We start from the raw sequence: 26,083 nt of genomic DNA on the forward strand, positions 1-26,083 counted from the left end.
AGGATCTTCACCAGCAATGACCGACCAGAACGCTCCGAGCACTCCTGAAGACGGCGAGATCGTCCTGCGTATCGAGCCCGTCGGGCTCGAGACCGAGATGCAGCGCTCGTACCTCGACTACGCGATGTCCGTCATCGTGTCGCGCGCCCTGCCCGACGTGCGGGACGGTCTCAAGCCCGTCCACCGCCGTGTCCTGTACGCCATGTACGACGGCGGCTACCGGCCCGAGAAGGGCTTCTACAAGTGCGCCCGCGTCGTCGGCGACGTCATGGGCACCTACCACCCGCACGGTGACTCCTCGATCTACGACGCGCTGGTCCGCCTCGCGCAGCCGTGGTCGATGCGCATGCCGCTGGTGGACTCCAACGGCAACTTCGGCTCTCCCGGCAACGACCCGGCCGCCGCCATGCGGTACACCGAGTGCAAGCTGAAGCCGCTGTCGATGGAGATGGTCCGCGACATCGACGAGGAGACCGTCGACTTCACGGACAACTACGACGGCCGCAACCAGGAGCCGACGGTCCTGCCGGCCCGCTTCCCGAACCTGCTGATCAACGGCTCGGCGGGCATCGCGGTCGGTATGGCCACCAACATCCCGCCGCACAACCTGCGCGAGGTCGCGGCCGGCGCCCAGTGGTACCTGGAGAACCCGGAGGCCTCCCACGAGGAGCTTCTGGACGCGCTGATCGAGCGGATCAAGGGCCCCGATTTCCCGAGCGGCGCACTGGTCGTGGGCCGTAAGGGCATCGAGGAGGCGTACCGCACGGGCCGTGGCTCCATCACGATGCGCGCGGTCGTCGACGTCGAGGAGATCCAGAACCGCCAGTGCCTGGTGGTCACCGAGCTCCCCTACCAGACCAACCCGGACAACCTCGCCCAGAAGATCGCCGACCTGGTCAAGGACGGCAAGATCGGCGGCATCGCGGACGTCCGGGACGAGACCAGCTCGCGTACCGGCCAGCGCCTCGTGATCGTGCTCAAGAGGGACGCGGTCGCCAAGGTCGTCCTGAACAACCTCTACAAGCACACCGACCTTCAGACGAATTTCGGCGCGAACATGCTGGCGCTCGTCGACGGCGTGCCGCGCACCCTCTCCCTGGACGCGTTCATCCGCCACTGGGTGACGCACCAGATCGAGGTCATCGTCCGCCGTACGAAGTTCCGGCTGCGCAAGGCCGAGGAGCGCGCGCACATCCTGCGCGGCCTCCTGAAGGCCCTGGACGCCATCGACGAGGTCATCGCGCTCATCCGGCGCAGCGACACCGTGGAGATCGCGCGAGAGGGCCTGATGGGCCTCCTGGAGATCGACGAGATCCAGGCCAACGCGATCCTCGAGATGCAGCTCCGCCGGCTTGCCGCCCTGGAGCGCCAGAAGATCATCCAGGAGCACGACGAGCTCCAGGCCAAGATCCGCGAGTACAACGAGATCCTCGCCTCGCCGGTGCGTCAGCGCGGCATCATCAGCGAGGAGCTCGCCGCGATCGTCGAGAAGTTCGGCGACGACCGCCGCTCCAAGCTGGTGCCCTTCGACGGTGACATGTCCATCGAGGACCTGATCGCCGAAGAGGACATCGTCGTCACCATCACGCGCGGCGGCTACATCAAGCGCACCAAGACCGAGGACTACCGCTCGCAGAAGCGCGGCGGCAAGGGTGTCCGCGGCGCGAAGCTGAAGCAGGACGACATCGTCGACCACTTCTTCGTGTCGACGACGCACCACTGGCTGCTGTTCTTCACGAACAAGGGCCGGGTCTACCGCGCGAAGGCCTACGAACTCCCGGACGCTGGCCGTGACGCGCGTGGCCAGCACGTCGCCAACCTGCTGGCCTTCCAGCCGGACGAGGCGATCGCCGAGATCCTCGCGATCCGCGACTACGAGGCGGCGCCCTACCTGGTGCTGGCCACCAAGGGCGGACTGGTCAAGAAGACACCGCTCAAGGATTACGATTCGCCCCGTTCCGGGGGTGTCATCGCGATCAACCTGCGCGAGACGGAGGACGGATCCGACGACGAACTGATCGGAGCCGAGCTCGTCTCCGCAGAGGATGATCTGCTTCTGATCAGCAAGAAGGCGCAGTCGATCAGGTTCACGGCGACGGATGACGCCTTGCGACCGATGGGTCGTGCGACCTCGGGCGTCAAGGGCATGAGCTTCCGCGAGAGCGACGAGCTCCTCTCGATGAATGTTGTTCGACCCGGTACGTTCGTGTTCACTGCCACAGACGGTGGGTACGCGAAGCGGACCGCCGTCGACGAGTACCGCGTCCAGGGTCGCGGCGGCCTCGGAATCAAGGCCGCCAAGATCGTCGAGGACCGCGGGTCCCTCGTCGGCGCGCTGGTGGTCGAGGAGACCGACGAGATCCTCGCCATCACACTGTCCGGTGGTGTGATTCGTACGCGAGTCAACGAGGTCAGGGAGACGGGCCGTGACACCATGGGCGTCCAACTGATCAACCTGGGCAAGCGCGATGCCGTGGTCGGCATCGCTCGTAACGCCGAGGCCGGCCGGGAGGCGGAGGAGGTCGACGGCGACGTAGCCGTGGACGAGACCGCCGAGGGCGTCGAGGCCGTCGGTACGGAAGAGGGCGAGCCGTCCTCGGCCGAGTAGCGCGAGGAGTGAGTCGTCGTGAGTGGAGCCACGGGCGCCGGATCGACCGGTACGGAAACGGACGGCGGCCGTGGCACCGCCATGGACGGGACTGACTCCCATGATTCTCATGGATCCCAGGGGGGAACTGTGACGGACACCCGAGGCCAGCAGGCCCAGCAGCACGCGGGCGGGCAGGCGGCCCCGGTCGGGGCCCCGGTGGCCCCGGGCACGCCGCCGGTGGCACCGACGGCGGCGGCATCACCGCTGCCGGGCGAGCGGCACGGGCAGCAGCCCGCGCAGCCGTATCACCCGCCGCAGGCGTACCCGGCGCAGCAGCAGCCGGCGGGCGCGGTCCGCCGGCCGCGCACCGGCGCGCGCACGACGCCGCGCGTGCGCAAGGCACGGCTGCGGGTGGCCAAGGCCGACCCGTGGTCGGTCATGAAGGTCAGCTTCCTGCTCTCCATCGCGCTCGGCATCTGCACGATCGTGGCGGCGGCGGTGCTGTGGATGGTCATGGACGCGATGGGCGTCTTCTCGACCGTCGGCGGCACGATCTCCGAGGCGACCGGGTCGAACGAGTCCAACGGCTTCGACCTCCAGTCGTTCCTCTCGCTCCCGCACGTCCTGATGTTCACGTCGATCATCGCGGTCATCGACGTGGTCCTCGCGACCGCTCTGGCGACCCTCGGAGCGTTCATCTACAACCTCTCCGCCGGCTTCGTCGGCGGCGTGGAGCTGACCCTCGCAGAGGACGAGTGAGGGCGCGTTCAAACGCCCTCCGACTATCGATTTTGGGACTGGCCGCGTCGTGCGCTAATCTTCAGAGGTCAGCGCGCGGGACACACACCGCAAAGCGCGGCGGGGCTATAGCTCAGTTGGTTAGAGCGCATCCCTGATAAGGATGAGGCCACAGGTTCAAATCCTGTTAGCCCCACTGGTTCGAAGACCCCCAACCCTCAGGGTTGGGGGTCTTCGGCGTTTACGAGGACTCCTGCCGGCGAGGTGCCGTTGGCGGCCCCGATGCCTCTGACGGGCCGGGCAACGGTCACGCCGACGGTCCCTGTGAGCGCGGGAAGTCCAACAGGGCCTTCGGTGGCCCACTCGGGAACAGAGATCCTGTGCCGGGTGCCGGGTGCCGGGTGCCGGGTGCCGGGTGCCGGGTGCCGGGTACTGGGTGCCGGGTACTGGGGGCCGCGCATGTCGAAGGCCCGGCGCTCTTCCGAGTCGCCGGGCCTGTTCCCTGGGTGCTTTGTACGCAAGTTCGCCGCTACTTCAGGGTGTCTGTGAGGGGTTACCGGCCATATGCCGCGCAGTGCGCGACGGGCCGTGTGGACAGCCGGGTGGAACAGCAGGAGGGGCTGAGTGCCGCCGGCTCACGGGGCTTCACGGAGCTCTCGGAGCTTCACGGGGGTTTCGGGGCTTCCCGGGGTGTTTCGGGGCTTCACGGAGTCGTCGGGCCGCAATGCCTCGGAAACGGCCGGGGTCTCGGTGTTCCGTGCTTTCCGCCGTACCGAGTTCTCGTACGGCGCTTCCCGTCGGTCCTGGTGCCCGCGTCGGCGCCGTCGTGGCGCTCGGATCGGTGTCCGGTTCAGCGTTGGAGCTGCGCCACCGGCGTGAGGGCCCCCAGGGGCTCCGTGCCGGGCGCCGCGAGGGCCTCCGGCTCGGAACAGTCGGCGGGTTCCGCGAGGCCTTCCATGCTGCCGAGAGCGGCGGGATCCGCCGTGTTCTCGTCCGCCGGGACGCGGTGGCGGCAGCTCGGCGAGGAGCCGTGCGCCTCGGCGCGGATGCGTTGCTTCATCGTGGGGGGCAGCGCCCGGCTGTAGGACGAGGCCCAGGAGGCCGGGGCCGGGGCGATGGCCGGGGCCGCCACCGAGGTCTCGGTGTTGCGGACCGGGCCGGCCTGCGGTACCGCGGCGGCCGCGGTGGTGGTGACGAGTCCGAGCGTCGTGCACAGCGCCAGGAAGGCGGTGACGATCGCTCTCCACAGCTTCATGACCTTGTTCTGGGTCACGGCCCCTCACTTTCGGGTCGGGCGATTTGCGTACTTTCCTCATGATGTGTATGCGGGCCGTGAAGTGGTGGACCTGCGTCCGTGGCGCGTTGATGTTCAGATGAACACCACCCGGATGGCGGCAAGTGATCGGTAAAGTCCGCAAATGACCACAGAAGTCACAATCTGTGACGTGTGATCACCGTGAGATCGGAGCGGTCGTCTCCCGGTCTACCCCCGGGCGCGGGGCCGCAGTTGAGGGCCGATCCAGGTCACCGATCGATATCGGTCGGTGTGTATAGTCGGGCGCCAGAAGTCCCCTACGTCAACGAAGGACGAGGTCGCGCGGTGAAGAAGCTTCTCCTGGTCGCACTGGCCGCCATCGGCGGGCTCCTCGTGTACCGCCAGATCCAGGCGGATCGCGCCGAGCAGGATCTGTGGACGGAGGCGACCGACTCCGTGCCCACGGGTTCGTGAGGATCGACAACAGTCTCGGAGCAGACCCCGGCCGCCTCGCGGTCGGGGTTTTGTGTTTCCCGGAACCCGGGCCGGTTCACGTAAGCAAGCGAACCGGAGCGAATCGGCTGCGGGGGTGAGACCGGCGGCGGTTCGGCCGCTCCCTTTCGGCCGCTCCCACGGATAGCCCGGGTGTCGCGGTGGCCGACGGTGCAGGATGGTGCGCGCCAGGGGGGCTTCGACGGGGGGTGGCGCGTGATGGGGCGGCGCACGAAGGGACGGCGTGCGAGGTCGTGGCACGGCCGGATCCTCACGGCCGCGGCAGCGGCGGCCGCGCTGTGCGTGACCCTCGCACCCGCGGACCGGGCCGTCGCCGCCCCCGGGACCGCCGATGTGCGGACCGCCGCCGCGAGGACCACCGCGGAAGGCGCGAGCACGGCCGCCGACGATACGTCCGGGCCGTACGCCTTCGCCGAGGACGCCATCACCGTCAAGGGCACCTCCGACACGACCGACTCCGTACTCCTGCGACCGGGCCGGACGTACAGGAGCTCCGCCGGGGTCGCGGGGAGGGAGGGCAGGCTGTACTACCGCCTCGAACTCGACGCCGCCTCCGACGCGTACGTCTCCGTGACCGCCGTCCCCCGGCCCGGCGCGACCGTCTCCTACTCGGACGGCCTCAAGGTCTCCCTGCAGGACGCGAACGGCCGCAACTGCTCCTTCACCGGCACCGTGCATTTCGGTGCCACCCAGAGCCCGCACCCCATCGCCGCCTGGGCGTCCCGTGAGACGAGCCCTGAGCGGTACGCGTCGTGCCAGGCGGAGGGGACGTACTACGCGATTGTCGAACGCACCGGAGCGGCGGGCGCGGCGAGCGGTACGACGAGTCCGTCGGGCACGGAGTCTTCCGCGTCCCGTCCCTGGGACCTGGAGCTCGGCTATGTGTCGGAGCCCGGTCTGAAGAAGGCATCCGGCTCCACGAGCGCTCCGGAGGTCTGGAACTCCGCGTCGCCCGAGGCGGTCGTCGGTGACGCGAAGCACCGAGGCGGCGGCGCGGGATTCAGCGGGGCCGCCCCGCTGGGACAGGGAGTCTGGAAGGACGGCATCAGGCCGGGACAGACCCGCTTCTACAAGGTGCCCGTCGACTGGGGACAGCAGATCTCCGCGACCGCCGACCTGGGCAGCGTGAGCGGTGGGGAGGGTTCTGTCGGCACGGCCCTGGTCATGTCCCTCTACAACCCGGTACGAGGCTTCGTCGACGACGTCGGCTCCGGGTACGACGGCAGCCAGCGCTCCGCCGCGCTCCGCCCCTTGCCGCCCGTCGCCTACGAGAACCGCTACGCGCTCAACGACCGCGTGAGCGGCATGCGGTTCGCCGGTTCCTACTACCTCGTGGTCCATCTCGCCGCGCAGGTCGCCGACCGCTTCGGCGAGGGGCCGTTCGGGCTGACGCTGCGGGTGCGCGTGGCCGGAGTCGCCGGCAACGGGCCCGCGTACGACGGTAGACCGACACCCCGGGACGTGTTCGCCGTCCCGGTGGGCGGCTCCGACGGCGCGGCCGATGACCAGACGGCGGCCGGCCCGGCCGGCACCGGGAACAGCGGCGGCGACGCCGGCCGCAGCGGGGTCATGAAACTGATCGCCGCGGGCGGCATCGGCGCCGGAACCCTGCTGTCGCTCACGCTGGGGCTGTGGACCGTGATCGCGCGCCGCCGTGCGGTGCGGAGGGTCCGGAGCGCACCCGAGGAAGCGGACACGGCCTCGGCCTCCCTGCCGATGCCGGCTCCGGCCTCCTGGGAGCACGGGGCGAGCCGGAGCCGGTAGCGCTTCCCTCCTGCGCCCTCTTGCGCTCAGACCTGGCTCAGCGCCCAGAACCCCACCGCGAAACAGGCCAGTGCGAGCAGCAGCATCGGCACGGCGACCGTGGCGGGCGGCCCCGGACGCGGCCGTGTGTGCCTCCTGCGGTGTTCCGGACGTGTCGGAGTCCCCGGCGGAACCTGGACGGACCGAGCGGTGTACGAAGCGGTGGAGGCATACGTGTGCTGCGGCATCGCGGCGGGTGGGACAGGGGACCGGTGCGGGGAGGACGCGTACACGGGAAGGGGTGCGGTCGGGGGAGTCGGGGTCGGGGTCGGGTCGAAGAGCGGCGGAGAGAACGGCGCGGCCGACGGGGGGAGCGGGACCGAGGCGGGGGGAGTGGGCGTCTGCTGGTCCGGCCGGGACTCCTGGAGGTGCTGTGTCCGCACGTACGGGGACAGGTCGCCGGAAGGCCCGGCCTGCGGTTGCCGCCGGGGGTCGGCGGGGGCTGCGGGCTGCGGCGGGGGCAGGTGAAAGCTTCCGGTGTCCGACATCGAGGACGGCCGGGAGGAGGTTCCGGGGACGGGGTCATGGGGTGGGTCGTCCGGCGCGGCCGCGGACCGGTCGTCCTGGGCCCCGGGCCGAGGCTGTACGCCGCCGAATGCGCGCCGATCCCGTACGCGGCCGGACGCGGGTTGAACCTGCACGTCACCGGGGGTGGGGCGAGCCCGTACGCCATCGGACGCGGGCCGAGGCTGTACGCGGCTGGACGCGGGCTGAGCCTGCAGATCACCGGGGGTGGGGTGAGCCGGTACGCCATCCAACGCGGGCCGAGGATGTACGCCGCCGGACCCGGGTTGAGCCTGTGCGCCGGGCGAACCGGGTTGAGCGTGTGCGCCGGGCGAACCGGGTTGAGCGTGTGCGCCGGGCGAACCGGGTTGAGCGTGTGCGCCGGGCGAACCGGGTTGAGCGTGTGCGCCGGGGGACCCGGGCCCAGTCTCTACGTCGTCGGTGGCCGCCGGAGGGCCTATGTGCTCCTGGCCTGGCTCGACTCCCGCTTCCGCGCTGCCCGCTGGAGCCGGCAGGGCGTCCTCGGCGGGCCACTGCCCCGAGCCCTGTTCCGCGCCGGTGGAACGGTCCGCCGGTCCGCCTCCGGTCCCGGGGCCGCGATGCCCGTCCCCGGTGCCGGGACCGGGCAGGACGCCTCCCGAGACGTCGTGCCTCCGCTCCCGCAAGTCCCCTGGCCTCTGAGGGGCGTTCGGCCCCGAGCCGTACTCGGAGCGGGAGGCTTCCTCCGGGCCGGTCGTGGACGTCGAGGCGGGAAGGAAGACGGAGCGGCCGGAGTCGTCCGCGTCGTATCGCGCGCCGGCGGCTTCGGTGGTGTCCGGAAGCCCCTGGGAGGACAGGGTCCGTGAACCCCCCGGCGAAAGGGCCCCCCGTCCCGACGGGCCCGTGGGCCCGAACCCCTTGGGCAGCGGACCGAGTTGGTCGAAGACCTCGATCAGCTCGTCGTCGGGTCCGGGCTCGGGCAGGAGCTCGACAGCGGCGGCAAGGGCCTTGCGCGCCCCCGTGGCGGTCCGGAACCGGGCGTGCGGATCCGGCTGGAGGAGCATCGCCAGCACCTGCCACAGCGGCTCGGGTATGCCCCGCGGCGCGGACGGCGTGCCGTGCTCGGCGAAATACTCGATCAGCGCCTTGGCGTCGGGCTTGCTGCCCTCCAGGAGGTACAGGGCGACCAGACCGACGGCGAACAGGTCGGCGGGGAAATCGGGATCGGAGCCCAGCATCTGCTCGGGTGCGAAGTAACCCGGCGTTCCCACCACGTAGTTGGTCTCGGTGAGCCGCGGTTCACCCAGCCGCATGGCGATGCCGAAGTCGGACAGACGCAACCGCGGCCGGCCCGTGCCCGTCGCCTCGAGGAGCACGTTGGCGGGCTTGATGTCCCGGTGCACCACCCCCTCCGCGTGCACGGCGGCGAGGCCGGCGAGGAGCTGGTCGGTCAGAACGCAGACGAAAGCGGGAGGCAAGGGGCCGTAGTCGTTGACCAGATGGACCAGGGAGCCCCCGGCGACCAGATCCATCGTGAACAGGACCTTGTCGTCGTCCGCGGCCCAGCTCGCGGGAGCCAGCACATGGGGATGGTCGATCCGCAGTGCCTGTTCCCGCACGAACCGCAGCAGAGCGTGCGCGTCGCTCTGCTGGAGCACCTTAGCCGCCACGTAACGGCGCCGCCGGTGGTCCCAGGCACGCCACACCGCACCGACTCCCCCGCGCCCGATCGGGTCGACCAGTTCGTACCGGCCTGCGAAGACCTCACCCATGGTCGTACGTCGCTCCCCTTCGGCGGTCGGTCCGGAGACCTCTTCCGAGGTGCCCGGCTGCATGACGTGCGGCGGCTGGAGGTGTCACTGCCTCCAGTGCCGGGCGGTCGGCGGCCGGGCTCGGCTCAGCTCTGGTGGGACTGGTAGTGCGCGACCGCGTCGGACGTACGGCCGGCACCGTAGACCCGGAGGAACTCTGCCAGTTCCGGATGCGTCGGGGCGAGAGTGTCCGCCGCGTCGATGATGTCTCCGGCCGCGGCCACCGAACGCAGCAGTGACTGGATCTCGCGGACCACCCGCTTGACCGTCGGGGCTCCCGAACTGGTCGTGGACTGTGTGGTGTTGCTCAGCACCGATCCCCCCTGGGACTTCTTGATCTCGTCCATCCGCTCGGTCGCCTCGGCGGCGCTGACGCTCCCGTCGGCGACCTGCCCCGCCAGGTCCTGCAGAAGCTGGACGCGCTGGACCACCGCCGGATTGCCGATCTTGGCCCGCTGACCACTCATCAGCTGCGACAACATGGGTGCGGACAGCCCCAGCACCCCGGCAAGGCGCGCCTGGTTCAGACCCAGGTCCTCTATGAGCCTACGGAAGAGCGCCCCCAACGGCTCCCCGTACCAGTTCCGCTGCAGCTCCCGGGCTCTCGCGGTTGCTTCCTGCTGTGCGGCGTCCATTGCGTCTCCCCATCGCTTCCCCAAGTACCGCGGTTCGCGACAGCGAACCACGTCGAGCATCTTACGGAGAGTGGTCGTCCACGGGGACCCCCAATATTTTGCGAGATCCCCTGGGTGACCCGGTACTCTGGTCTGCGGCGCCCGTCGACAGATGGTTCCTGTGGTCGGACGCTCCTCTTACGGGGCCTTAGCTCAGTTGGTAGAGCGCTGTCTTTGCATGGCAGATGTCAGGGGTTCGACTCCCCTAGGCTCCACACACCGGACCGGCCAGACGCCCACAGCGGCGGCTGGCCGGTTTTCGTATGCCCTGTGTCCCTGCGCGTGCCCCTGGCGGGGTGGCTCTTGGGTCGGACGGGATCGCCGGGACACGACCCGCGAAGTGACCCCAGTGACCTGAGTCACAGGAGTGAATTTGCAGGGGTTGCAGTTCTTTGCGCAAACGGCATGACTGGCGCGCGGTCCGTGGCCCCGCCGCGCGGACGCCCGACGCGTGGCCGCGGGGGTGACGGCGCTGCCAGGACCCTTGTGTGAGCTGCCGCGCCGGCTGCCGAGTGATCGGTTCGACGCATTCCGTCAACAACATCTCCATGGATGCTGCACACGCGGACCGTTGCAAACGTCATCGTGGACGGTACGGGTAAATCTCCGCGGAGTGTCGGGGTCGCCCGTGTCGATGTTCCACGTGAAACATCGCGGCGGGGCAGGAGACCTTCAAGTCTCCTGCCCCGCCGCGATGTTGGACCGGTCAGTGGCGGTCGTCGCGCTCTGCCGCCTTCTCCTCGGCTTCCTTGACCTGGACCTCGGGGTCCAGGTCGGACTGGCCGCTGCCGTCGACCGCCGACAGATGCCCTCCCTCGGGCACCTCGGTCGCGGCCGGAGGCTCGACGAGCCAGTCCGGGTTGGCCTGCTTGTCCCACCACTTCCAGGCGGCGAAAGCACCGCCCGCCAGAAGTCCCAGCACGGCCAGCGACTTCACGAGACGGCCGGCCCTCGCCCGGCGGTCGTGCTTGCGAAGCAGCTTCTGGATCTCCTGTGGTGTGACCTGGCCGCGCAGAGCGGCGATGGTCGCCACGCCGCGCGCCGCCGCCTCGTCCCGGACGGGCTGGGTCGCGGCCACCACCTGCTCGATCTTCGGCTTGGAGTAGTCGGCGGCCTGACGAGCCGCCCTGCGGGTGCGGATGGCCGCCTCCTGGGCGACCTGGTCGACCTTCGGCGGCACATGGGTACGGGCCTGCTCAAGGCGCGGTGCGAGATGGGCGTCGTACTGGACGCGGGCCTGTTCGGCGGCCTGCGACACCTTCGGCGCGAGCCGAACACGTGCTTCGGTCGCGTAGTACGAGGCCCTGTCCTTGGCCGTGTCGGCGTAAGGCGCCACCACTTCCGCGGCGTGCAGCACGCTGTCCTTCGCCGAGCCGGTCGCGGCGCGCACGCTGTCGATGCGGGTCACGGGTTTCCTCCTCCTCGGTGGCGTACGTCGGGGGTACCAGGTACCCCCAAAGACACACAGTTCACCTTTCCACCCCTAGGGGGATCATGCCCGCCCATGGGGTCCGGGGCATGTGAGGGCGGGCATCCGTGTCACGGATACCGACTCCCGGAGACTCCAGGGACGGAGCCGGTCAGGTGTCGGTCAGGTGTCGATCAAGTGAGATAGCGGATCAATACGGGGCAACGGGAGCTTGTCGTCGACAATGCCACGGATCGCCTCGGGCCGCTCCCGTCCGGCGCGACTCGACGGAATTTCCGCACGTACGACGTCCCGTACCCGCGACTTTCCGTGGGCACAGTCATCCGTTCGTACGGGTTCCTCCGAGAGCCGGTATCCGTACGTGCGTCCGGGGGTGGCGGTCGGGGGCCGAGTGGCCCGGTCCGTGCGAGGATCGGGCCGTCAAAAGAAGGCAACGGAAGGCAGATCGTGGCCGAGCAGCTTTACGCCACCCTGAAGACCAGCCAAGGCGACATCGACATCCGGCTCCTGCCGAACCACGCGCCGAAGACGGTCCGGAACTTTGTCGAACTCGCCACGGGTGAGCGCGAGTGGGTCAACCCGGAGACGGGTGTGACCTCCATGGACAAGCTGTACGACGGCACGGTCTTCCACCGGGTGATCAGCGGCTTCATGATCCAGGGCGGCGACCCGCTGGGCAACGGCACCGGGGGCCCCGGCTACCAGTTCGAGGACGAGTTCCACCCGGACCTCCGCTTCGACCGGCCCTACCTGCTGGCGATGGCCAACGCCGGCCCCGCCACCAATGGCTCGCAGTTCTTCGTCACCGTCGCCCCGACGGCCTGGCTGACCCGCAAGCACACCATCTTCGGCGAGATCACGGACGCGGCCAGCCAGAAGGTCGTGGACGCCATCGCCGGTGCCTCGACCAACCCGCGCACGGAGCGCCCGCTCCACGACATCGTGATCGAATCGGTCGTCGTCGAGACCCGCGAACGCTGAGTCCGCGCCGGACTCCCGTCCGTGAGTCCGAAGCATCCCGCAGGGAACCAAACGCCCCGTTCATCCGTAAGGATGGACGGGGCGGTGCGTTGCACCCGGACCCGCCGAGACCGTGTGCGAGCCGTACGGAGATTGAGGGGACCCCATGGACCAGCAGCCGCCCGGCAGCCCGCAGGGCCCGCCGGATCAGGGACCGCAGGACTCCCGGAGCCTGCCCGGCTGCTACCGGCACCCGGACCGCGAGGCCGGAGTGCGCTGTACCCGCTGCGAGCGTCCGATCTGCCCCGAGTGCATGGTCAGCGCCTCCGTCGGCTTCCAGTGCCCCGACTGCGTCCGCGGTGGCTCCGGCACCGGCCACGCCCCGGCGGCCCAACAGCCCCGCACCCTCGCGGGCGGCACCGTCGCGTCCGATCCCCGGCTCGTCACCAAGGTGCTGATCGGCCTCAACCTGGCTCTCTACCTCGTCCAGGTCGCGGTGGGCGACGCCTTCACCAACAGCTTCGACCTCTTCGGCCGTGCCTGGCTCTCCGGCGAGGTCCAGGGTGTGGCCGAAGGCCAGTGGTACCGCATGGTGACGTCGATGTTCCTGCATGGCGGCGTCATGCACATCCTGTTCAACATGGTCAGCCTGTGGTGGATCGGCGGTCCCCTGGAAGCCGCGCTCGGCCGCGCCCGGTACATCACCCTCTACTTCGTCTCCGGCCTCGCGGGCAGCGCGCTCAGCTATCTGCTCGCCAGCCCCCAGCAGCCGTCGCTCGGCGCTTCCGGGGCGATCTTCGGGCTGTTCGGCGCCACCGCGGTGCTGATGCGCCGGCTCAACTACGACATGCGCCCGGTCATCGGCCTGCTGGTGGTCAACCTGATCATCAGTTTCTCGCCCGGCTTCAACATCGCCTGGCAGGCGCACGTCGGCGGGCTGATCGGCGGTGTGGTGGTCGGCTACGCCATGGTCCACGCCCCGCGCGAGCGGAGGAACCTCGTCCAGTTCGGCGTGGCCGGGCTCATGCTGGCCGCAGTGGTCCTCACGACGCTGCTCAGGACGACTCAGCTCACCTGAGAGAGCGCCAGGCTCACCTGAGAGGTGATGTTGTCCACAGATCACGGTGGATCTTGTGCACGCGCTGCGGGAACAGCTGTGCCCCCTGTCACTGACCCGGGTTTCCCCAGGTCGGACAGGGGGCGAACAGGTTTGCGGGGGTCGGTTGACCAGTCACACCGGCGTCAACCGCCCATTAGTTATCCACAGATCGTCTTTCTTTTCCACCTGTGGACAACTCTTGTGGATAACTCAGTGGAGAGCTGTGGGCAGAACTCGTGCCCGGGTCGCTTCCAGGTGAGCGAAGGCGGTCACTTCCACTGCGTGGAGACGCCGAAACCGGCCGCGATGAAGCCGAAGCCGACCACGATGTTCCAGTTGTCGAGCGCGTCGATCGGCAGGGTGCCGTCCGTCACGTAGAAGACGACGATCCAGGCGAGGCCGATGAGGAACATGGCCAGCATGGCCGGTGCGACCCAGGTGTTGCTGGTCAGCTTGATGTTGGTCGCCTGCTTCGCCGGGGGCGGCGTGTAGTCGGCCTTCTTGCGGATACGTGACTTCGGCACGAGGGTCTCTCCTGTCGATGCGCTGCGTGGCCGCGCAGGGAACTGGGGCGGGCTCCGGGGCAGCGTACAAGGGGACACTGAGTGCTCCCCCGGGCGTCCGTTAGCGTAGTGCTTCCGCGGCGCCGAAGGAGATAAGGGTACGTTGAGCAATTCTGCCGACTCCCCCGGGACACAATCCAGTCCTGGCGGTACGCACCGTTTCCGGCCCGTTCGTGTGCTCACGGTGGCCGTCTTCGCCCTCGCGGGCCTCATCTTCTTCACGAGCTTCGATACGGCCAAGGGTACGAACATCCGTACGGATTCGTCGCTGCTGAAGCTGTCCGACCTGATCCAGGAGCGCAGCCACAAGAACGCGACGCTCGACGAGTCCAACGGCAGCCTGCGCCGGGACGTGGACGCCCTCGCCGGCAGCGAGGACGGCAACAGCGCGGCCGGCGACGCCAGGCTCGCGGCACTGGAGAAGAACGCGGGCACCCAGAAGCTCAAGGGCGAGGCCGTCACGGTCACGCTCAACGACGCCCCGCCGAACGCGACGGCGAAGCTTCCCGGCTACCCCGAGCCGCAGCCCGACTACCTGGTCATCCACCAGCAGGACCTCCAGGCGGTGGTGAACGCCCTGTGGCAGGGCGGCGCCAAGGGCATCAAGGTGATGGACCAGCGGCTGATCTCCACGAGCGCCGTGCGCTGCGTCGGCAACACCCTGATCCTCCAGGGCCGCGTCTACTCGCCCCCCTACAAGATCACCGCCATCGGGGACCCCGCGAAGCTCCAGAAGTCGCTCGCCGCCTCCCCGGCGATCCAGAACTACATGGTGTACGTCAACGTCTACGGGCTCGGCTGGAAAGTCGAGGAGAACGGGACGGTGACTCTTCCCGGCTACTCGGGCACAGTGGATCTCCACTACGCGAAGCCCGTGGAGTAGGCGCCCGGACCTTGCGGAGCAGTGGGCGAAGCCCGTGGAGCGAACTGCCGCCGGGGGGCCTTGTGTCGGTGCGAGTGTTCGTCAGGACGATCAGTGAGCTGTGCCTGACCGTCGGCACCCTGATCGTGCTCTTCGTGGTCTACGTGCTGTTCTGGACGGGGGTCAAGGCCGACAGCGCGATGGACCACCAGATCGAAGTGCTCCAGAAGCAGTGGTCGAAGGGTGCGCTGACCCGGTCATCGGAGTCCGGGTCGGACTCGTCGGGGAGTAGGCGCGGCGGTGGGACGGTCACCGGAAGCCCGAAGGCGCCGGGTCCCTACGCATACGGCGGCCCGTTCGCGGTCATGTACATCCCGCGTCTTGGTTTCACGTGGAACAAGCCCGTGCTCGAAGGCACGGCCACGCAGGTGCTGAAGCAGGGGCTCGGTCACTACCGGGGGACAGCGCAGCTCGGCCAGGAGGGCAACTTCTCCGTCGCGGGCCACCGGCGTACGTACGGCGATCCGTTCAAGGACTTTCCCGAGCTCCGGCGGGGTGACGCGGTGGTGCTGACGGACGGGACGACCTGGTTCACGTATCGGATCGACAAAGGCCCTTACAAAACAGTGCCCTCCGACGTTGAGGTGATCGACCCTGTGCCACGTAAGTCCGGGTATACGCGCCCGGGGCGCTATCTCACGCTGACCACGTGTGATCCGGAGTGGGGGCACAGCCATCGGTTGATCGTCTGGGCACATCTTGATTCCACACAGCCCGTGGAGGCAGGGAAACCGGCGGCTCTGCGCCGTTAGTCTGTTGGCGTACGGCGACGGAAGGGACGGCATGTACGGCTGGATCTGGCGGCATCTGCCGGGGAGCGTATGGGTGAGGGCGCTGATCTCCCTCGTCCTCGGCCTGGCGGTGGTCTACGTGCTCTTCCAGTACGTCTTCCCGTGGGCCGAACCGCTGCTGCCCTTCAACGATGTGACGGTGGACAACCAGTGAGCACGCGCATCCTCGTCGTCGACAACTACGACAGCTTCGTCTTCAACCTGGTCCAGTACCTCTACCAGTTGGGCGCGGAGTGCGAGGTGCTGCGCAACGACGAGGTGTCGACGGCGCACGCTCAGGACGGCTTCGACGGTGTGCTCCTGTCCCCGGGGCCCGGCGCTCCCGAACAGGCCGGCGTCTGCATCGACATGGTCCGGCACTGCGCCGCGACCGGGGTCCCCGTCTTCGGTGTCTGCCTCGGGATGCAGTCGATGCAGGTGGCGTACGGAGGCGTGGTCGACCGGGCGCCCGAGCTGCTGCACGGCAAGACCTCGCTCGTGGAGCACCACGGCAAGGGAGTCTTCGCCGGACTGCCGTCGCCCTTCACGGCGACCCGCTACCACTCGCTGGCCGCCGAGCCGGAGACCGTCCCGGCCGAGCTGGAGGTCACCGCCCGAACGCACGACGGAATCGTCATGGGTCTCAGACACCGTGAACTGCCGGTCGAGGGTGTGCAGTTCCACCCGGAGTCGGTGCTGACCGAGCACGGCCACCGGATGCTCGCGAACTGGCTGCTCGAGTGCGGTGACAAGGTGGCCGTGGCGAGGTCGGCGGGGCTCGCCCCGGTGGTGGGCAGGGCCACGGCGTGACCGCGCTGCGCCCCGAGCGCGACAGCTCCCCCTATGGCGGCGAGGCCGCGTACGGGGGCGCCGGCGCGTTCGAGGCGGCGGTCGGAGGGCTCGCGGACCCGCTGACGGATCCGCTGCCCGACCAGGGGCAGGGCGTACCGCCGCAGGGCTATGGCCAGGGCGGGTACGGACCTGACTGGTACGCCGCGCAGCAGCAGCAGGAGCAGGCCGCGCGGATGCAGGCCGCCCAGCTGCAGGCGGCCCAGGCACAAGCGGCACAGGCGTATGCCGCGCAGGCGCAGGCGCAGGCCCAAGCCCAGGCAGTCCGGGCGCAGACGCAGGCGAGGCCTTCCACCCCGGCGGCGGCACCGTCGTACGCGGACGAGTACGAGCGGGCGTACGCCCCGCCGTACCAGGAGCCCGCGGTGCCCCACCATCGCGGACCGACGGCCGCACCCGTCGCGGCTCCCGTGGCGCAACCGGTCGCGCCGAGCCCGCCCTTCGACGACGAGACGGTCGCTTTGCGTCTTCCCGGCTCGCCCGCGAGGGCGGAGCGTCGCGCGCGGGTGGCCGACAGCGGGATCGGCCCCGCTGCCGGGGGGCGTGCGGCCCGCCGTAAGGCCGCCAGACGCCACGGGCGGCCCGGAGGGCCACAGGACCCCCACGAGCCCCAGGAGGCGGCTCAGGAGGCCGCTGGAGCCTCCGGGAGCCGGATGGACGCCCGGCGCGCGGCACGGGCCTCGAAACCGGGCGCGGCGGTTCTCGTGAGCCGGATGGTCGGCGAGGTGTTCATCACCACCGGCGTGCTGATGCTGCTGTTCGTGACCTACCAGCTCTGGTGGTCGAACGTGCGGGCGCACCAGCAGGCGGGCAGCGAGGCGAGCAGCCTCCAGCAGGACTGGGCGAACGGAAAGCGCAACCCGGGGACGTTCTCGCCCGGGCAGGGCTTCGCCATCCTGCACATCCCGAAGCTGGACGTGGTCGCGCCGATCGCGGAGGGCATCAGCAAGCCGAAGGTGCTGGACCGCGGCATGGTCGGCCACTACGGCGAGGCGCCTCTCAAGACGGCGATGCCGGACGCCAAGACCGGCAACTTCGCGCTCGCCGGGCACCGCAACACCCATGGCGAACCGTTCCGCTACATCAACCGCCTCAAGCCGGGCGACGAGATCGTCGTCGAGACACAGGACGACTACTACGTCTACAAGATGGCGTCGATCCTGCCGGTGACGAGTCCGGGCAACACGAGCGTGCTCGACCCGATCCCCAAGGGTTCGGGATTCACCGGGCCCGGCCGCTACATCACCCTGACCACCTGCACACCGGAGTTCACCAGTAAGTACCGGATGATCGTCTGGGGCAAGATGGTCGAGGACCGGCCGCGCAGCAAGGGCAAGCCCGACGCGCTGATGGACTGAGGACGGACGCCGGCGCCGGTACGTACGGACGCGCGCGCGGGCGGGACGTGCACGAGAGACAACCTGAGACAGACCAGACGGGGCAGATGAACAGTGGCAGCGAGGATCGACCACGACGAACGCGCCGGATCGGACGCCGGCTACGCGGTCTCCGGTGACGTGCGCGGCGGACGCCGGCCCATGGGATGGTTCGCGACGACGGTCAGCGTCTTCGGTGAACTCCTCATCACGGTGGGGCTGGTGCTCGGCCTGTTCGTCGTCTACTCGCTGTGGTGGACGAACGTCGTGGCCGACCGCGAGGCGCACAAGCAGGGTGACAAGGTCCGCGACCACTGGGCGCAGTCGCCGAGCGGTCCGGGCGCTCTGGACACCAAGGACGGCATCGGCTTCCTGCACGTCCCGGCGATGAAGAACGGCGAGGTCCTGGTCGAGAAGGGCACGGCGACGAAGATCCTCAACGACGGTGTCGCCGGCTACTACACGGAACCCGTCAAGTCGTCCCTGCCGATGACCGGCAAGAACGGCAACTTCACGCTCGCCGCCCACCGGGACGGTCACGGCGCCAAGTTCCACAACATCGACAAGATGGCCAAGGGCGACGCGATCGTCTTCGAGACCCGGGACAAGTGGTACGTCTACAAGGTCTTCGACATCCTTCCGCAGACCTCGAAGTACAACGTCAAGGTTCTCCAGACGGTCCCGAAGCAGTCCGGCAAGGCGAAGCCCGGCCACTACATCACCCTGACGACCTGCACCCCGGTGTACACCTCGCGCTACCGCTACGTGGTCTGGGGCGAACTCGAACGAGTGGAAAAGGTCGACAACGCCCGAACCCCACCGAAGGAACTGCGCTAGCTCCGTAAGCGCCGTCGCGCCGCACCGGGGTGACGGCGGACAACGCAAAGGGCCCCGGCACTCTCTCGAGTGCCGGGGCCCTTTCCGTTCGGTCGCCCGAGGGCGGTTCTTGGCGGGCCTTATCCGTTGTTGCCGCCGAAGAGGCCGCCGCCTCCGTTGTTGCCCCCGTTGTTGCCGCCGATCTTGATCGTCGTCAGCGTGACGGTGGTGTTGTCCGGGCTGCCGTTGGCCGGGCTGCCGGCCTGCGGGTCCTGACTGATCACCTTGGCGTCGTCGCTTCCGTCGCTGCCCTGGGCGAACTGGATGTTGTTGAAGCCGGCTCCCTGCAGGATCTGCCGCGCCTCGGCCACGGTCTTGCCGAAGACGTTCGGCACCGTCGACTGCTGCTTGGCCTTGCCGATCTGGATCTGCACCGTGGAGTTGGGGTCCGCCTGCGTGTTGGCCGTGGGGGTGGTCTGGATGACCTTGCCGACCAGGTTCTGGTCGTCGGTGTCCGTGTCGACGCACTGACCGACGAGGTTGTTGGCCGTCATCTGCGCCTTGGCCTCATCGCAGCTCTTCCCGGAGACGTCCGGGACGACGGACTGCTTCTTCTCCGCGGCCACGGTCAGGGTGACGGTCGACTTCTTTTCCGCATCCGTGTCGCCGTTGGGATCCTGGGAGATGACGACGCCTGGGGTCTGGTCGGATTCCTCAGTCTTCTTCTCGACCGTGAATCCCTTGCCCTCAAGCTGGGCCTTCGCCTTCTCGAAGGTGAGGCCCGTCACGTCGGGCACCGCCACCTTCGGAGCCCCGGTGGACACGACCACGTTGATCGTGTCGCCCTTCTTCACCGTCGAGCCCAGGGCCGGGTCCTGCGAGCAGATATTGCCCTTGGGCTCGTTGTCGCACGGCTTGCGGGTGGGTGAGAGCTTCAGTTCGCGGTTGTCCGCCATCTTCTGGGCGTCCCCCAGCGTGTGGCTCACGAAGTTGGGCACCTTGAACGAGTCGCTGTTCGTTCCCTTGCCCGAGAAGGCGTACTTCCCGATCAGGATCGCGCCGATGAGCACCAGGACACCCGCGACGACCAGAAGGATCGTCGAGGTGTTGTTCTTCTTCTGGCGGCGCCGGTCGGGGCGGTCGTCGTAGCCGTAGCCGCCGTCGTCCGGGTTCATGGGCGGGAGCATCGACGTGGCCTGGGCGTCCGAGGAGCGCAGGGCCGTGGTCGGCTGGTCGTCGCCGTAGCCGCCGTAACCGACCGAGCCCATGGCGGCGCTGGCCGCGACGGGTTGGCCGTCGAGGCAGGCCTCGATGTCGGCGCGCATCTCGTCGGCGGACTGGTAGCGGTAGTCCGGGTCCTTCACGAGGGCCCGCAGCACGATCGCGTCCATCTCGGGCGTGATCTCGGGGTCGAAGACCGACGGGGGCTGGGGTTCCTCGCGGACGTGCTGGTACGCGACGGCGACCGGGGAGTCGCCCACGAACGGCGGGCGCACGGTCAGCAGCTCGTAGAGCAGGCAGCCGGCGGAGTAGAGGTCCGAGCGGGCGTCGACCTGTTCGCCCTTCGCCTGCTCGGGAGAGAGGTACTGGGCCGTGCCGATGACCGCGGCGGTCTGCGTCATCGTCATGCCGGAGTCGCCCATGGCGCGGGCGATGCCGAAGTCCATGACCTTGACCTGGCCGTTGCGCGTGAGCATCACGTTGGCGGGCTTGATGTCGCGGTGGACGATGCCGGCGCGGTGCGAGTACTCCAGGGCCTGGAGGATGCCGATGGTCATCTCCATGGACCGCTCGGGCAGCAGCCTGCGTCCCGAGTGCAGCAGCTCGCGCAGCGTGGATCCGTCGACGTACTCCATCACGATGTACGGGATGGAGGTGTTGTCGATGTAGTCCTCACCCGTGTCGTAGACGGCGACGATCGCGGGATGGTTGAGCGAGGCGGCCGACTGGGCCTCCCGGCGGAACCGGGCCTGGAACGACGGATCGCGTGCGAGGTCGGCCCGCAGCGTCTTCACCGCTACGGTACGGCCGAGCCGGGTGTCATGCGCGAGGTAGACCTCGGCCATGCCACCACGGCCGAGCACGTGGCCCAGCTCGTACCGGCCGCCGAGGCGACGCGGCTCTTCCATAGCTACCTACCAGCCCTCTCCGTCGGTCCCGACCGCACCTTGTGTGGTCCGGCGGTGTGCTGTCCGGGCATACCGTACCCGGATCGGCTTGTGTGACCTGGCCTAGACCGTCACCCGTGACAGGACCGGTATCGCAACGTGCACCGATGTGATGGGGACGTGAGCGGGGTCACTTCTTGCTGTCGATGACTGCCTTCATCACGTCCCTTGCGATGGGGGCGGCCAGACCGCCACCGGAGATGTCGTCGCGGCTGGCGCTGCCGTCCTCGACGACGACCGCCACGGCGACCGGAGAGCTGCCGTCGGGGAGCTTCGCGTAGGAGATGAACCACGCGTAAGGCTTCTCACTGTTGGCGACACCGTGCTGGGCGGTACCGGTCTTACCACCGACGGTGACGCCGGAGATCTGCGCCCTCGTGCCCGTGCCCTCCTTGACGACCGTCTCCATCATGGACTGCAGGATCTGGGCGTTGGCCTCGGAGAGCGGCTGGCTCATCTTCTCGGGCTCGGTCTGCGAGATGACGTCCAGGTTGGGCGCCTGGAGCTTGTCCACCATGTAGGGCTTCATGAGCGTGCCCTGGTTGGCCACGGCGGAGGCCACCATGGCCATCTGCAGCGGGGTGGCGGCCGTCTCGAACTGGCCGATGGAGCTGAGCGCGGTCTGCGCGTCGTCCATCTTCTTGGGGAAGACGGAGGCGTTGGAGCGCACCGGGGTGAGCTGCTCGGAGTTGAAGCCGAACTTCTCGGCCTCCTCCTGCATCTTGTCCTTGCCGAGGTCGGCGCCGATCTTGCCGAAGACCGTGTTGCAGGACACCTTGAGCGCCACGCGCATGTTGGCGTTCTTGCAGGGGATGTTCCCCTCGTTCTTCAGCTCGGTCCGGGTGCCCTTCAGGATGTACGGCAGCGGGGTGTCGGTCTTCTGTTCCGCCGACGTGTACAGGCCGTTCTCCAGCGCCGCGGCCGCGGTGACCACCTTGAAGGTGGAGCCCGGCGGGTAGGTCTCGCGCAGCGCCCGGTTGAGCATCGGGTCGTCGGGGTTGTTCTTCTTCTGGAGCTTGTTCCAGGCCTTCGCGTCGCTGTTGGTGTTCCCGGCGAAGGACGAGGGGTCGTACGACGGGGTGGAGGCCAGCGCCAGGATCGCGCCGGTCTGCGGGTTGATCGCGGCGACCGCGCCCTTGCCCCGGCTCAGCAGGCCCTTGTAGGCGGCCTTCTGCGCGGCGGCGTTGAGCGTGGTGACGACGTTGCCGCCCTGCTTCGCCTTGCCCGTGACCATGTCGAGGGTGTTGCGGAAGAAGAGCCGGTCGTCGTTGCCGGTGAGGATGCCGTCGTCCAGCTTCTCGAGCTGGGAGGCGTCGAAGGCCTGCGAGGCGTATCCCGTGACCGGCGCCCACATGGCGCCGTCCTTGTACGTGCGCTTGTAGACGAAGTCGTTGATGCCGTTCTTCTTCGTCTCGGTGGCCCCGGTGATGGGGTTGCCGTCGACGATGATGTTGCCGCGCGGGGTGGCGTACCGCTCGATGGCGACACGGCGGTTGTGCGAGTCCGTTCGCAGGGTGTCCGCCTGGACGTACTGGATGTAGTTGTCGCGGAGGAGCAGGGCGAGGACGAGGAGTCCGCAGAAGATCGCGATCCGGCGCAGGGGCTTGTTCACGGGCGGACCACCTGGGTCATCTCGGCGTCGGGGCTGGGTGCGGGCGCGGGCGCCGGACGGCGGGCGGTGTCACTGATGCGGATCAGTACGCCGACGAGCGCCCAGTTGGCGATCACGGAGGAACCACCGGAGGCCAGGAACGGCATGGTCATACCGGTCAGCGGGATCAGGCCCATGACGCCGCCGGCGACCACGAAGACCTGGAGGGCGAAGGCGCCGGAGAGGCCGACGGCGAGGAGCTTGCCGAACGGGTCGCGGGCCGCGAGTGCCGTGCGGATGCCGCGCTCGACGATCAGGCCGTAGAGCACCAGGATCGCCATGACTCCGGCGAGACCCAGTTCCTCGCCGAACGTGGCGAGGATGAAGTCGGAGTTGGCGGCGAAGCGGATGAGCTCGGAGTGGCCCTGACCGAGGCCGGTGCCGAGGGTGCCGCCAGAGCCGAACGCCCACAGCGCCTGCATGGCCTGCTCGGAGTGGATGATGCCGTCCTGGACCCCGGACTGGCTGAGCAGGTACTCGTGCATCGGGTCGAGCCAGGCCTGGACACGCGTCTGGATGTGCGGTTCGAAGGTCGCCACACCGACCGCGCCGCCCGCCGACATCAGCAGACCGAAGACGATCCAGCTCGTCCGCTCGGTGGCGACGTACAGCATGACGATGAACATGCCGAAGAACAGCAGCGACGTACCGAGGTCGGTCTCGAAGACCAGGATCAGGATCGAGATGAACCAGACCACGAGGATCGGGCCGAGGTCGCGGCCGCGCGGCAGGTACAGGCCCATGAAGCGGCGGCTGGCCAGGGCGAGCGCGTCGCGCTTCACCATCAGGTAGCCGGCGAAGAAAATCGCGAGGACGATCTTCGCGAACTCACCGGGCTGGATGGAGAAGCCGGCGACCGAGATCCAGATCTTGGCACCGTAGATGTTGGCACCCAGGCCCGGGACCAGCGGGAGCAGCAGCAGGACCAGGGCGCCGACCATGGAGATGTAGGTGTAGCGCTGCAGGACGCGGTGGTCCTTCAGGAAGAACAGCACGGCGACGAACAGGGCGATGGCCAGCGCGGTGTACAGAAGCTGGCGCGGTGCCGCGTTGCCCGCCTGGTTGATCGACTGGAGCAGCTTCGACTGGTCGAGCCGCCAGATGATCACCAGGCCGAGCCCGTTGAGGAGCGTGGCCAGCGGCAGCAGCAGCGGGTCCGCGTACGGAGCGAACTTGCGCACCGCGAGGTGGGCGACGCCGGCCAGCAGGCCGAGGCCGAGGCCGTAGCTCAGCAGGCCGGTCGGCACCTTGTCGTCGATGGCGAGGCCCACGTTGGCGTAGGCGAACACCGGGATGACAACGGCGAACACCAGCAAGGCCAGTTCGGTGTTGCGTCGGCTCGGTGTGCCGATCGATCCGATCGTGGACGTGTGGTGTGTCGGCGTGTTCGTACTACTGCTCATCGTGTGACAGGGCCCCTCACGGCTTCTTACTGCTTACCGCACAGCGAGACCAGCTTCTGCTCCTCGTCGGAGAGGCTGGGGCCGGGTGTGGGAGTGGGTGCGGTCGTGGACTTGGAGGACGAGGGTGCCGAGCTCGACGGGGTCGGGCTCGGGCTGGACGTGGCCTTGGACGTCAGAGAGGTCTTTGTGGTTCCCGTGGTCCCGTCGGCCTTCGAGGAACTGGGCTTCGCGCTGTTCTGGCTCTCGGCGCTGCGGCGCTGGGCCTCCTTGCGGCAGGCGGAGGCCTGCACGGCGAGTTCGTCGATCTTCGCCTGCGCGTCGGAGAGGCCGCCCTCGGTGATCGTCGCCTTGACCTGCTGCTGCTGATACGGCGGCAGGTACTTGAGTTCGATCTCGGGGTGGTTCTTCTCCACCTTCGAGAGCGAGACCCACGCCAGGTCCTGGCTGATGCCGCGGTAGAGGGCGACGTGGTCGTCCTGGGCGCCGACGTAGTACTGCGTCTGCGTCCAGCGGTAGCCGCCGTACAGGCCGCCGCCGATGACGGCGAGCGTCAGGACGACGTAGAAGGATCTCTTGAGCCACCTGCGTCCGGAGCGCGGCTTGACGAAGTCCTCGTCGCCGTAGTCCCCGAAGCTGTTCGTGGAGACGTAGCCGGTGGTGTCGCCGCTGCCGGGCGGGCCGAACTCGCCGCCGCCGCCCTGTCCGGGCACGGGCCGGCCGAGGCCGGAGGCACGGCCGGCGGGGGTCTGCATGGCGCCGTTGTCGTGGAGCTGGAGCTGGTTCTCGGCGACCGCGCCGACCACGACCGGGGTGTCGGAGAGCTGTGCCGCGAGGGTGTCACCGGAGTCGATGTCGAGGACGTCGGCCACGATGACGGTGATGTTGTCCGGGCCGCCGCCGCGCAGCGCGAGCTGGATGAGCTCCTGCACGGTCTCCTGCGGACCCTGGTAGCTGGCGAGGGTGTCTTCCATCGTCTGGTGGGAGACGACGCCGCTGAGGCCGTCTGAGCAGATCAGGTACCGGTCGCCGGCGCGGACCTCGCGGATCGAGAGGTCGGGTTCGACGTGGTCGCCACTGCCCAGCGCGCGCATCAGCAGGGAGCGCTGCGGGTGGGTGGTGGCCTCTTCCTCGGTGATGCGGCCCTCGTCGACGAGGCGCTGCACCCAGGTGTGGTCCTGGGTGATCTGCGTGAGCACGCCGTCCCGCAGCAGGTACGCGCGGGAGTCGCCGACGTGCACGAGACCGAGCCGCTGGCCGGTCCACAGCAGGGCGGTGAGCGTGGTGCCCATGCCCTCGAGCTGCGGGTCCTCCTCGACCATCAGCCGGAGCTGGTCGTTGGCACGCTGCACGGCGGTGCCGAGCGAGGTGAGGATGTCGGATCCGGGTACGTCGTCGTCGAGCGCGACGATGGTGGAGATCACCTCGGAGCTGGCGACCTCACCGGCGGCCTGGCCGCCCATCCCGTCGGCGATCGCGAGCAGACGGGGACCGGCGTAGCCCGAGTCCTCGTTGCCCTCGCGGATCATGCCTTTGTGCGATCCGGCGGCGAAGCGCAGTGACAGACTCATGCGCACCTCGCCCGTCGGCTCCGGGTACATCCGCACGGTGCCCACCCTCCGGTCGGGAGCGCGCCGGGGTCCCTTGTGTGGACCGCCGCTGCGTGCTCGCTCCGCTCGCTCATTGTCGTACTACTTCCGCAGCTCGATGACGGTCTTGCCGATGCGGATCGGCGCGCCCAGCGGCACGGGCGTCGGGGTCGTCAGCCGGCTCCGGTCGAGATACGTGCCGTTGGTGGAGCCGAGGTCCTCGACGATCCACTGGCCGTCCCGGTCGGGGTAGATCCTGGCATGCCGGCTGGAAGCGTAGTCGTCGTCCAGCACGATGGTGCTGTCGTGCGCCCGGCCCAGGGTGATGGTCTGGCCCTGGAGCGCCACGGTGGTGCCCGTGAGGGTGCCCTCCGAGACGACCAGCTTGGACGGTGCGCCACGACGTTGCCGGCCGCCTGCGGCGGGCGCCTGCTGCTGGCGCTGCTGCGGAGGCGCGGCCTGTCGCGCGGCCTGCTGGGGCCTCGCGGCGTCCCTGCGCGAGCCGCGCTGTGTGACGCGCGTTCCGAACAGGTCGCTGCGGATGACCTGCACGGCCACGATCACGAACAGCCACAGTACGGCCAGGAAACCCAGCCGCATGACCGTGAGGGTCAGCTCTGACAT

Annotated in this window: 22 protein-coding genes and 2 tRNA genes; 14 read left to right on the top strand and 10 right to left on the bottom strand. The window is 68.9% G+C overall.

Annotated elements, in window-relative coordinates; genetic code table 11:
- Positions 1-16: 16 nt before the first annotated feature.
- From gyrA to ACWEBX_RS10245, 3 genes are all read left to right on the top strand, one after another.
- A complete protein-coding gene (gene gyrA, locus ACWEBX_RS10235) occupies positions 17-2,608 on the top strand; it encodes a DNA gyrase subunit A (RefSeq protein ID WP_451884452.1) in 2,592 nt (863 codons plus the stop codon).
- 18 nt (positions 2,609-2,626) lie between these two features.
- The gene (locus ACWEBX_RS10240; RefSeq protein WP_451884453.1) at positions 2,627-3,349 is read left to right on the top strand and encodes a DUF3566 domain-containing protein; all 723 of its coding nucleotides are present in this window, start codon (positions 2,627-2,629) and stop codon (positions 3,347-3,349) included.
- 101 nt (positions 3,350-3,450) lie between these two features.
- Positions 3,451-3,524 (top strand) — tRNA-Ile (locus tag ACWEBX_RS10245).
- A gap of 654 nt (positions 3,525-4,178) precedes the next feature.
- Here ACWEBX_RS10245 and ACWEBX_RS10250 read toward each other — a convergent pair.
- Positions 4,179-4,601 (bottom strand): DUF6344 domain-containing protein, encoded by a 423-nt coding sequence (locus ACWEBX_RS10250; RefSeq protein WP_451884454.1) that lies wholly within the window; start codon positions 4,599-4,601, stop codon positions 4,179-4,181.
- A gap of 327 nt (positions 4,602-4,928) precedes the next feature.
- Here ACWEBX_RS10250 and ACWEBX_RS10255 point away from each other — a divergent pair, with 327 nt between their 5' ends.
- Together ACWEBX_RS10255 and ACWEBX_RS10260 are read left to right on the top strand one after the other, a co-directional pair.
- Positions 4,929-5,057 carry a DLW-39 family protein gene (locus tag ACWEBX_RS10255; protein ID WP_003999697.1) on the top strand — a complete coding sequence of 43 codons (129 nt, stop codon included), beginning with the start codon at positions 4,929-4,931 and terminating at the stop codon, positions 5,055-5,057.
- A gap of 237 nt (positions 5,058-5,294) precedes the next feature.
- Entirely contained in the window at positions 5,295-6,860 is a 1,566-nt protein-coding gene (locus ACWEBX_RS10260; RefSeq protein WP_451884455.1) for a hypothetical protein, read from the top strand.
- A gap of 26 nt (positions 6,861-6,886) precedes the next feature.
- On the opposite strand, the gene ACWEBX_RS10265 is transcribed toward ACWEBX_RS10260, so the two are convergent.
- Positions 6,887-9,154, bottom strand: a complete 2,268-nt coding sequence (locus tag ACWEBX_RS10265) for a protein kinase domain-containing protein (RefSeq protein WP_451884456.1) — start codon at positions 9,152-9,154, stop codon at positions 6,887-6,889.
- 125 nt (positions 9,155-9,279) lie between these two features.
- The gene (locus ACWEBX_RS10270) at positions 9,280-9,828 is read right to left on the bottom strand and encodes a helix-turn-helix domain-containing protein (RefSeq protein WP_037614940.1); all 549 of its coding nucleotides are present in this window, start codon (positions 9,826-9,828) and stop codon (positions 9,280-9,282) included.
- A gap of 181 nt (positions 9,829-10,009) precedes the next feature.
- Here ACWEBX_RS10270 and ACWEBX_RS10275 point away from each other — a divergent pair.
- Positions 10,010-10,082: transfer RNA gene (locus ACWEBX_RS10275), tRNA-Ala, on the top strand.
- A 491-nt stretch (positions 10,083-10,573) separates the two neighbouring features.
- On the opposite strand, the gene ACWEBX_RS10280 is transcribed toward ACWEBX_RS10275, so the two are convergent.
- Positions 10,574-11,275, bottom strand: coding sequence for a DUF5324 family protein (locus ACWEBX_RS10280; protein WP_451884457.1), 702 nt, complete (start codon positions 11,273-11,275; stop codon positions 10,574-10,576).
- Positions 11,276-11,743: 468 nt separating this feature from the next.
- On the opposite strand from ACWEBX_RS10280, the gene ACWEBX_RS10285 reads away from it, so the two are divergent.
- Positions 11,744-12,277, top strand: a complete 534-nt coding sequence (locus tag ACWEBX_RS10285) for a peptidylprolyl isomerase (protein ID WP_451884458.1) — start codon at positions 11,744-11,746, stop codon at positions 12,275-12,277.
- Positions 12,278-12,422: 145 nt separating this feature from the next.
- Positions 12,423-13,334, top strand: a complete 912-nt coding sequence (locus tag ACWEBX_RS10290) for a rhomboid family intramembrane serine protease (RefSeq protein WP_451884459.1) — start codon at positions 12,423-12,425, stop codon at positions 13,332-13,334.
- A gap of 290 nt (positions 13,335-13,624) precedes the next feature.
- Here ACWEBX_RS10290 and crgA read toward each other — a convergent pair whose 3' ends face one another.
- Entirely contained in the window at positions 13,625-13,879 is a 255-nt protein-coding gene (crgA, locus tag ACWEBX_RS10295) for a cell division protein CrgA (RefSeq protein WP_326786732.1), read from the bottom strand.
- Between the two features lie 142 nt (positions 13,880-14,021).
- On the opposite strand from crgA, the gene ACWEBX_RS10300 reads away from it, so the two are divergent.
- From ACWEBX_RS10300 to ACWEBX_RS10325, 6 genes are all read left to right on the top strand, one after another.
- On the top strand, positions 14,022-14,801 hold the full coding sequence (locus ACWEBX_RS10300; RefSeq protein WP_451884460.1) for a DUF881 domain-containing protein: 780 nt from the start codon (positions 14,022-14,024) through the stop codon (positions 14,799-14,801).
- A gap of 68 nt (positions 14,802-14,869) precedes the next feature.
- Entirely contained in the window at positions 14,870-15,592 is a 723-nt protein-coding gene (locus ACWEBX_RS10305) for a class E sortase (protein WP_451884489.1), read from the top strand.
- A gap of 31 nt (positions 15,593-15,623) precedes the next feature.
- Positions 15,624-15,785 carry a hypothetical protein gene (locus tag ACWEBX_RS10310; protein ID WP_451884461.1) on the top strand — a complete coding sequence of 54 codons (162 nt, stop codon included), beginning with the start codon at positions 15,624-15,626 and terminating at the stop codon, positions 15,783-15,785.
- Positions 15,782-16,420, top strand: coding sequence for an aminodeoxychorismate/anthranilate synthase component II (locus tag ACWEBX_RS10315; protein WP_384786816.1), 639 nt, complete (start codon positions 15,782-15,784; stop codon positions 16,418-16,420). The genes ACWEBX_RS10310 and ACWEBX_RS10315 overlap by 4 nt, the downstream gene beginning before the upstream one ends.
- Positions 16,417-17,817 (top strand): class E sortase, encoded by a 1,401-nt coding sequence (locus tag ACWEBX_RS10320; protein WP_451884462.1) that lies wholly within the window; start codon positions 16,417-16,419, stop codon positions 17,815-17,817. The genes ACWEBX_RS10315 and ACWEBX_RS10320 overlap by 4 nt, the downstream gene beginning before the upstream one ends.
- Positions 17,818-17,910: 93 nt before the next feature.
- The gene (locus tag ACWEBX_RS10325) at positions 17,911-18,672 is read left to right on the top strand and encodes a class E sortase (protein WP_451884463.1); all 762 of its coding nucleotides are present in this window, start codon (positions 17,911-17,913) and stop codon (positions 18,670-18,672) included.
- Positions 18,673-18,791: 119 nt separating this feature from the next.
- Here the strand turns inward: ACWEBX_RS10325 and pknB are convergent, their stop codons facing one another.
- The 5 genes from pknB to ACWEBX_RS10350 form a co-directional block, all read right to left on the bottom strand.
- Complete coding sequence (gene pknB / locus ACWEBX_RS10330; protein ID WP_451884464.1) at positions 18,792-20,780, bottom strand: Stk1 family PASTA domain-containing Ser/Thr kinase; 1,989 nt, start codon at positions 20,778-20,780, stop codon at positions 18,792-18,794.
- 169 nt (positions 20,781-20,949) lie between these two features.
- Positions 20,950-22,431, bottom strand: a complete 1,482-nt coding sequence (locus tag ACWEBX_RS10335; RefSeq protein ID WP_451884465.1) for a peptidoglycan D,D-transpeptidase FtsI family protein — start codon at positions 22,429-22,431, stop codon at positions 20,950-20,952.
- Positions 22,428-23,873, bottom strand: a complete 1,446-nt coding sequence (locus ACWEBX_RS10340) for an FtsW/RodA/SpoVE family cell cycle protein (RefSeq protein WP_451884466.1) — start codon at positions 23,871-23,873, stop codon at positions 22,428-22,430. The genes ACWEBX_RS10335 and ACWEBX_RS10340 overlap by 4 nt, the downstream gene beginning before the upstream one ends.
- Before the next feature lie 26 nt (positions 23,874-23,899).
- Entirely contained in the window at positions 23,900-25,471 is a 1,572-nt protein-coding gene (locus ACWEBX_RS10345; RefSeq protein ID WP_451884490.1) for a Stp1/IreP family PP2C-type Ser/Thr phosphatase, read from the bottom strand.
- A gap of 90 nt (positions 25,472-25,561) precedes the next feature.
- Positions 25,562-26,083: an FHA domain-containing protein FhaB/FipA gene (locus ACWEBX_RS10350; protein ID WP_355762002.1), complete on the bottom strand. Its 522-nt coding sequence runs from the start codon at positions 26,081-26,083 to the stop codon at positions 25,562-25,564.

The sequence above is a fragment of the Streptomyces sp. NPDC005070 genome, assembly GCF_053600395.1.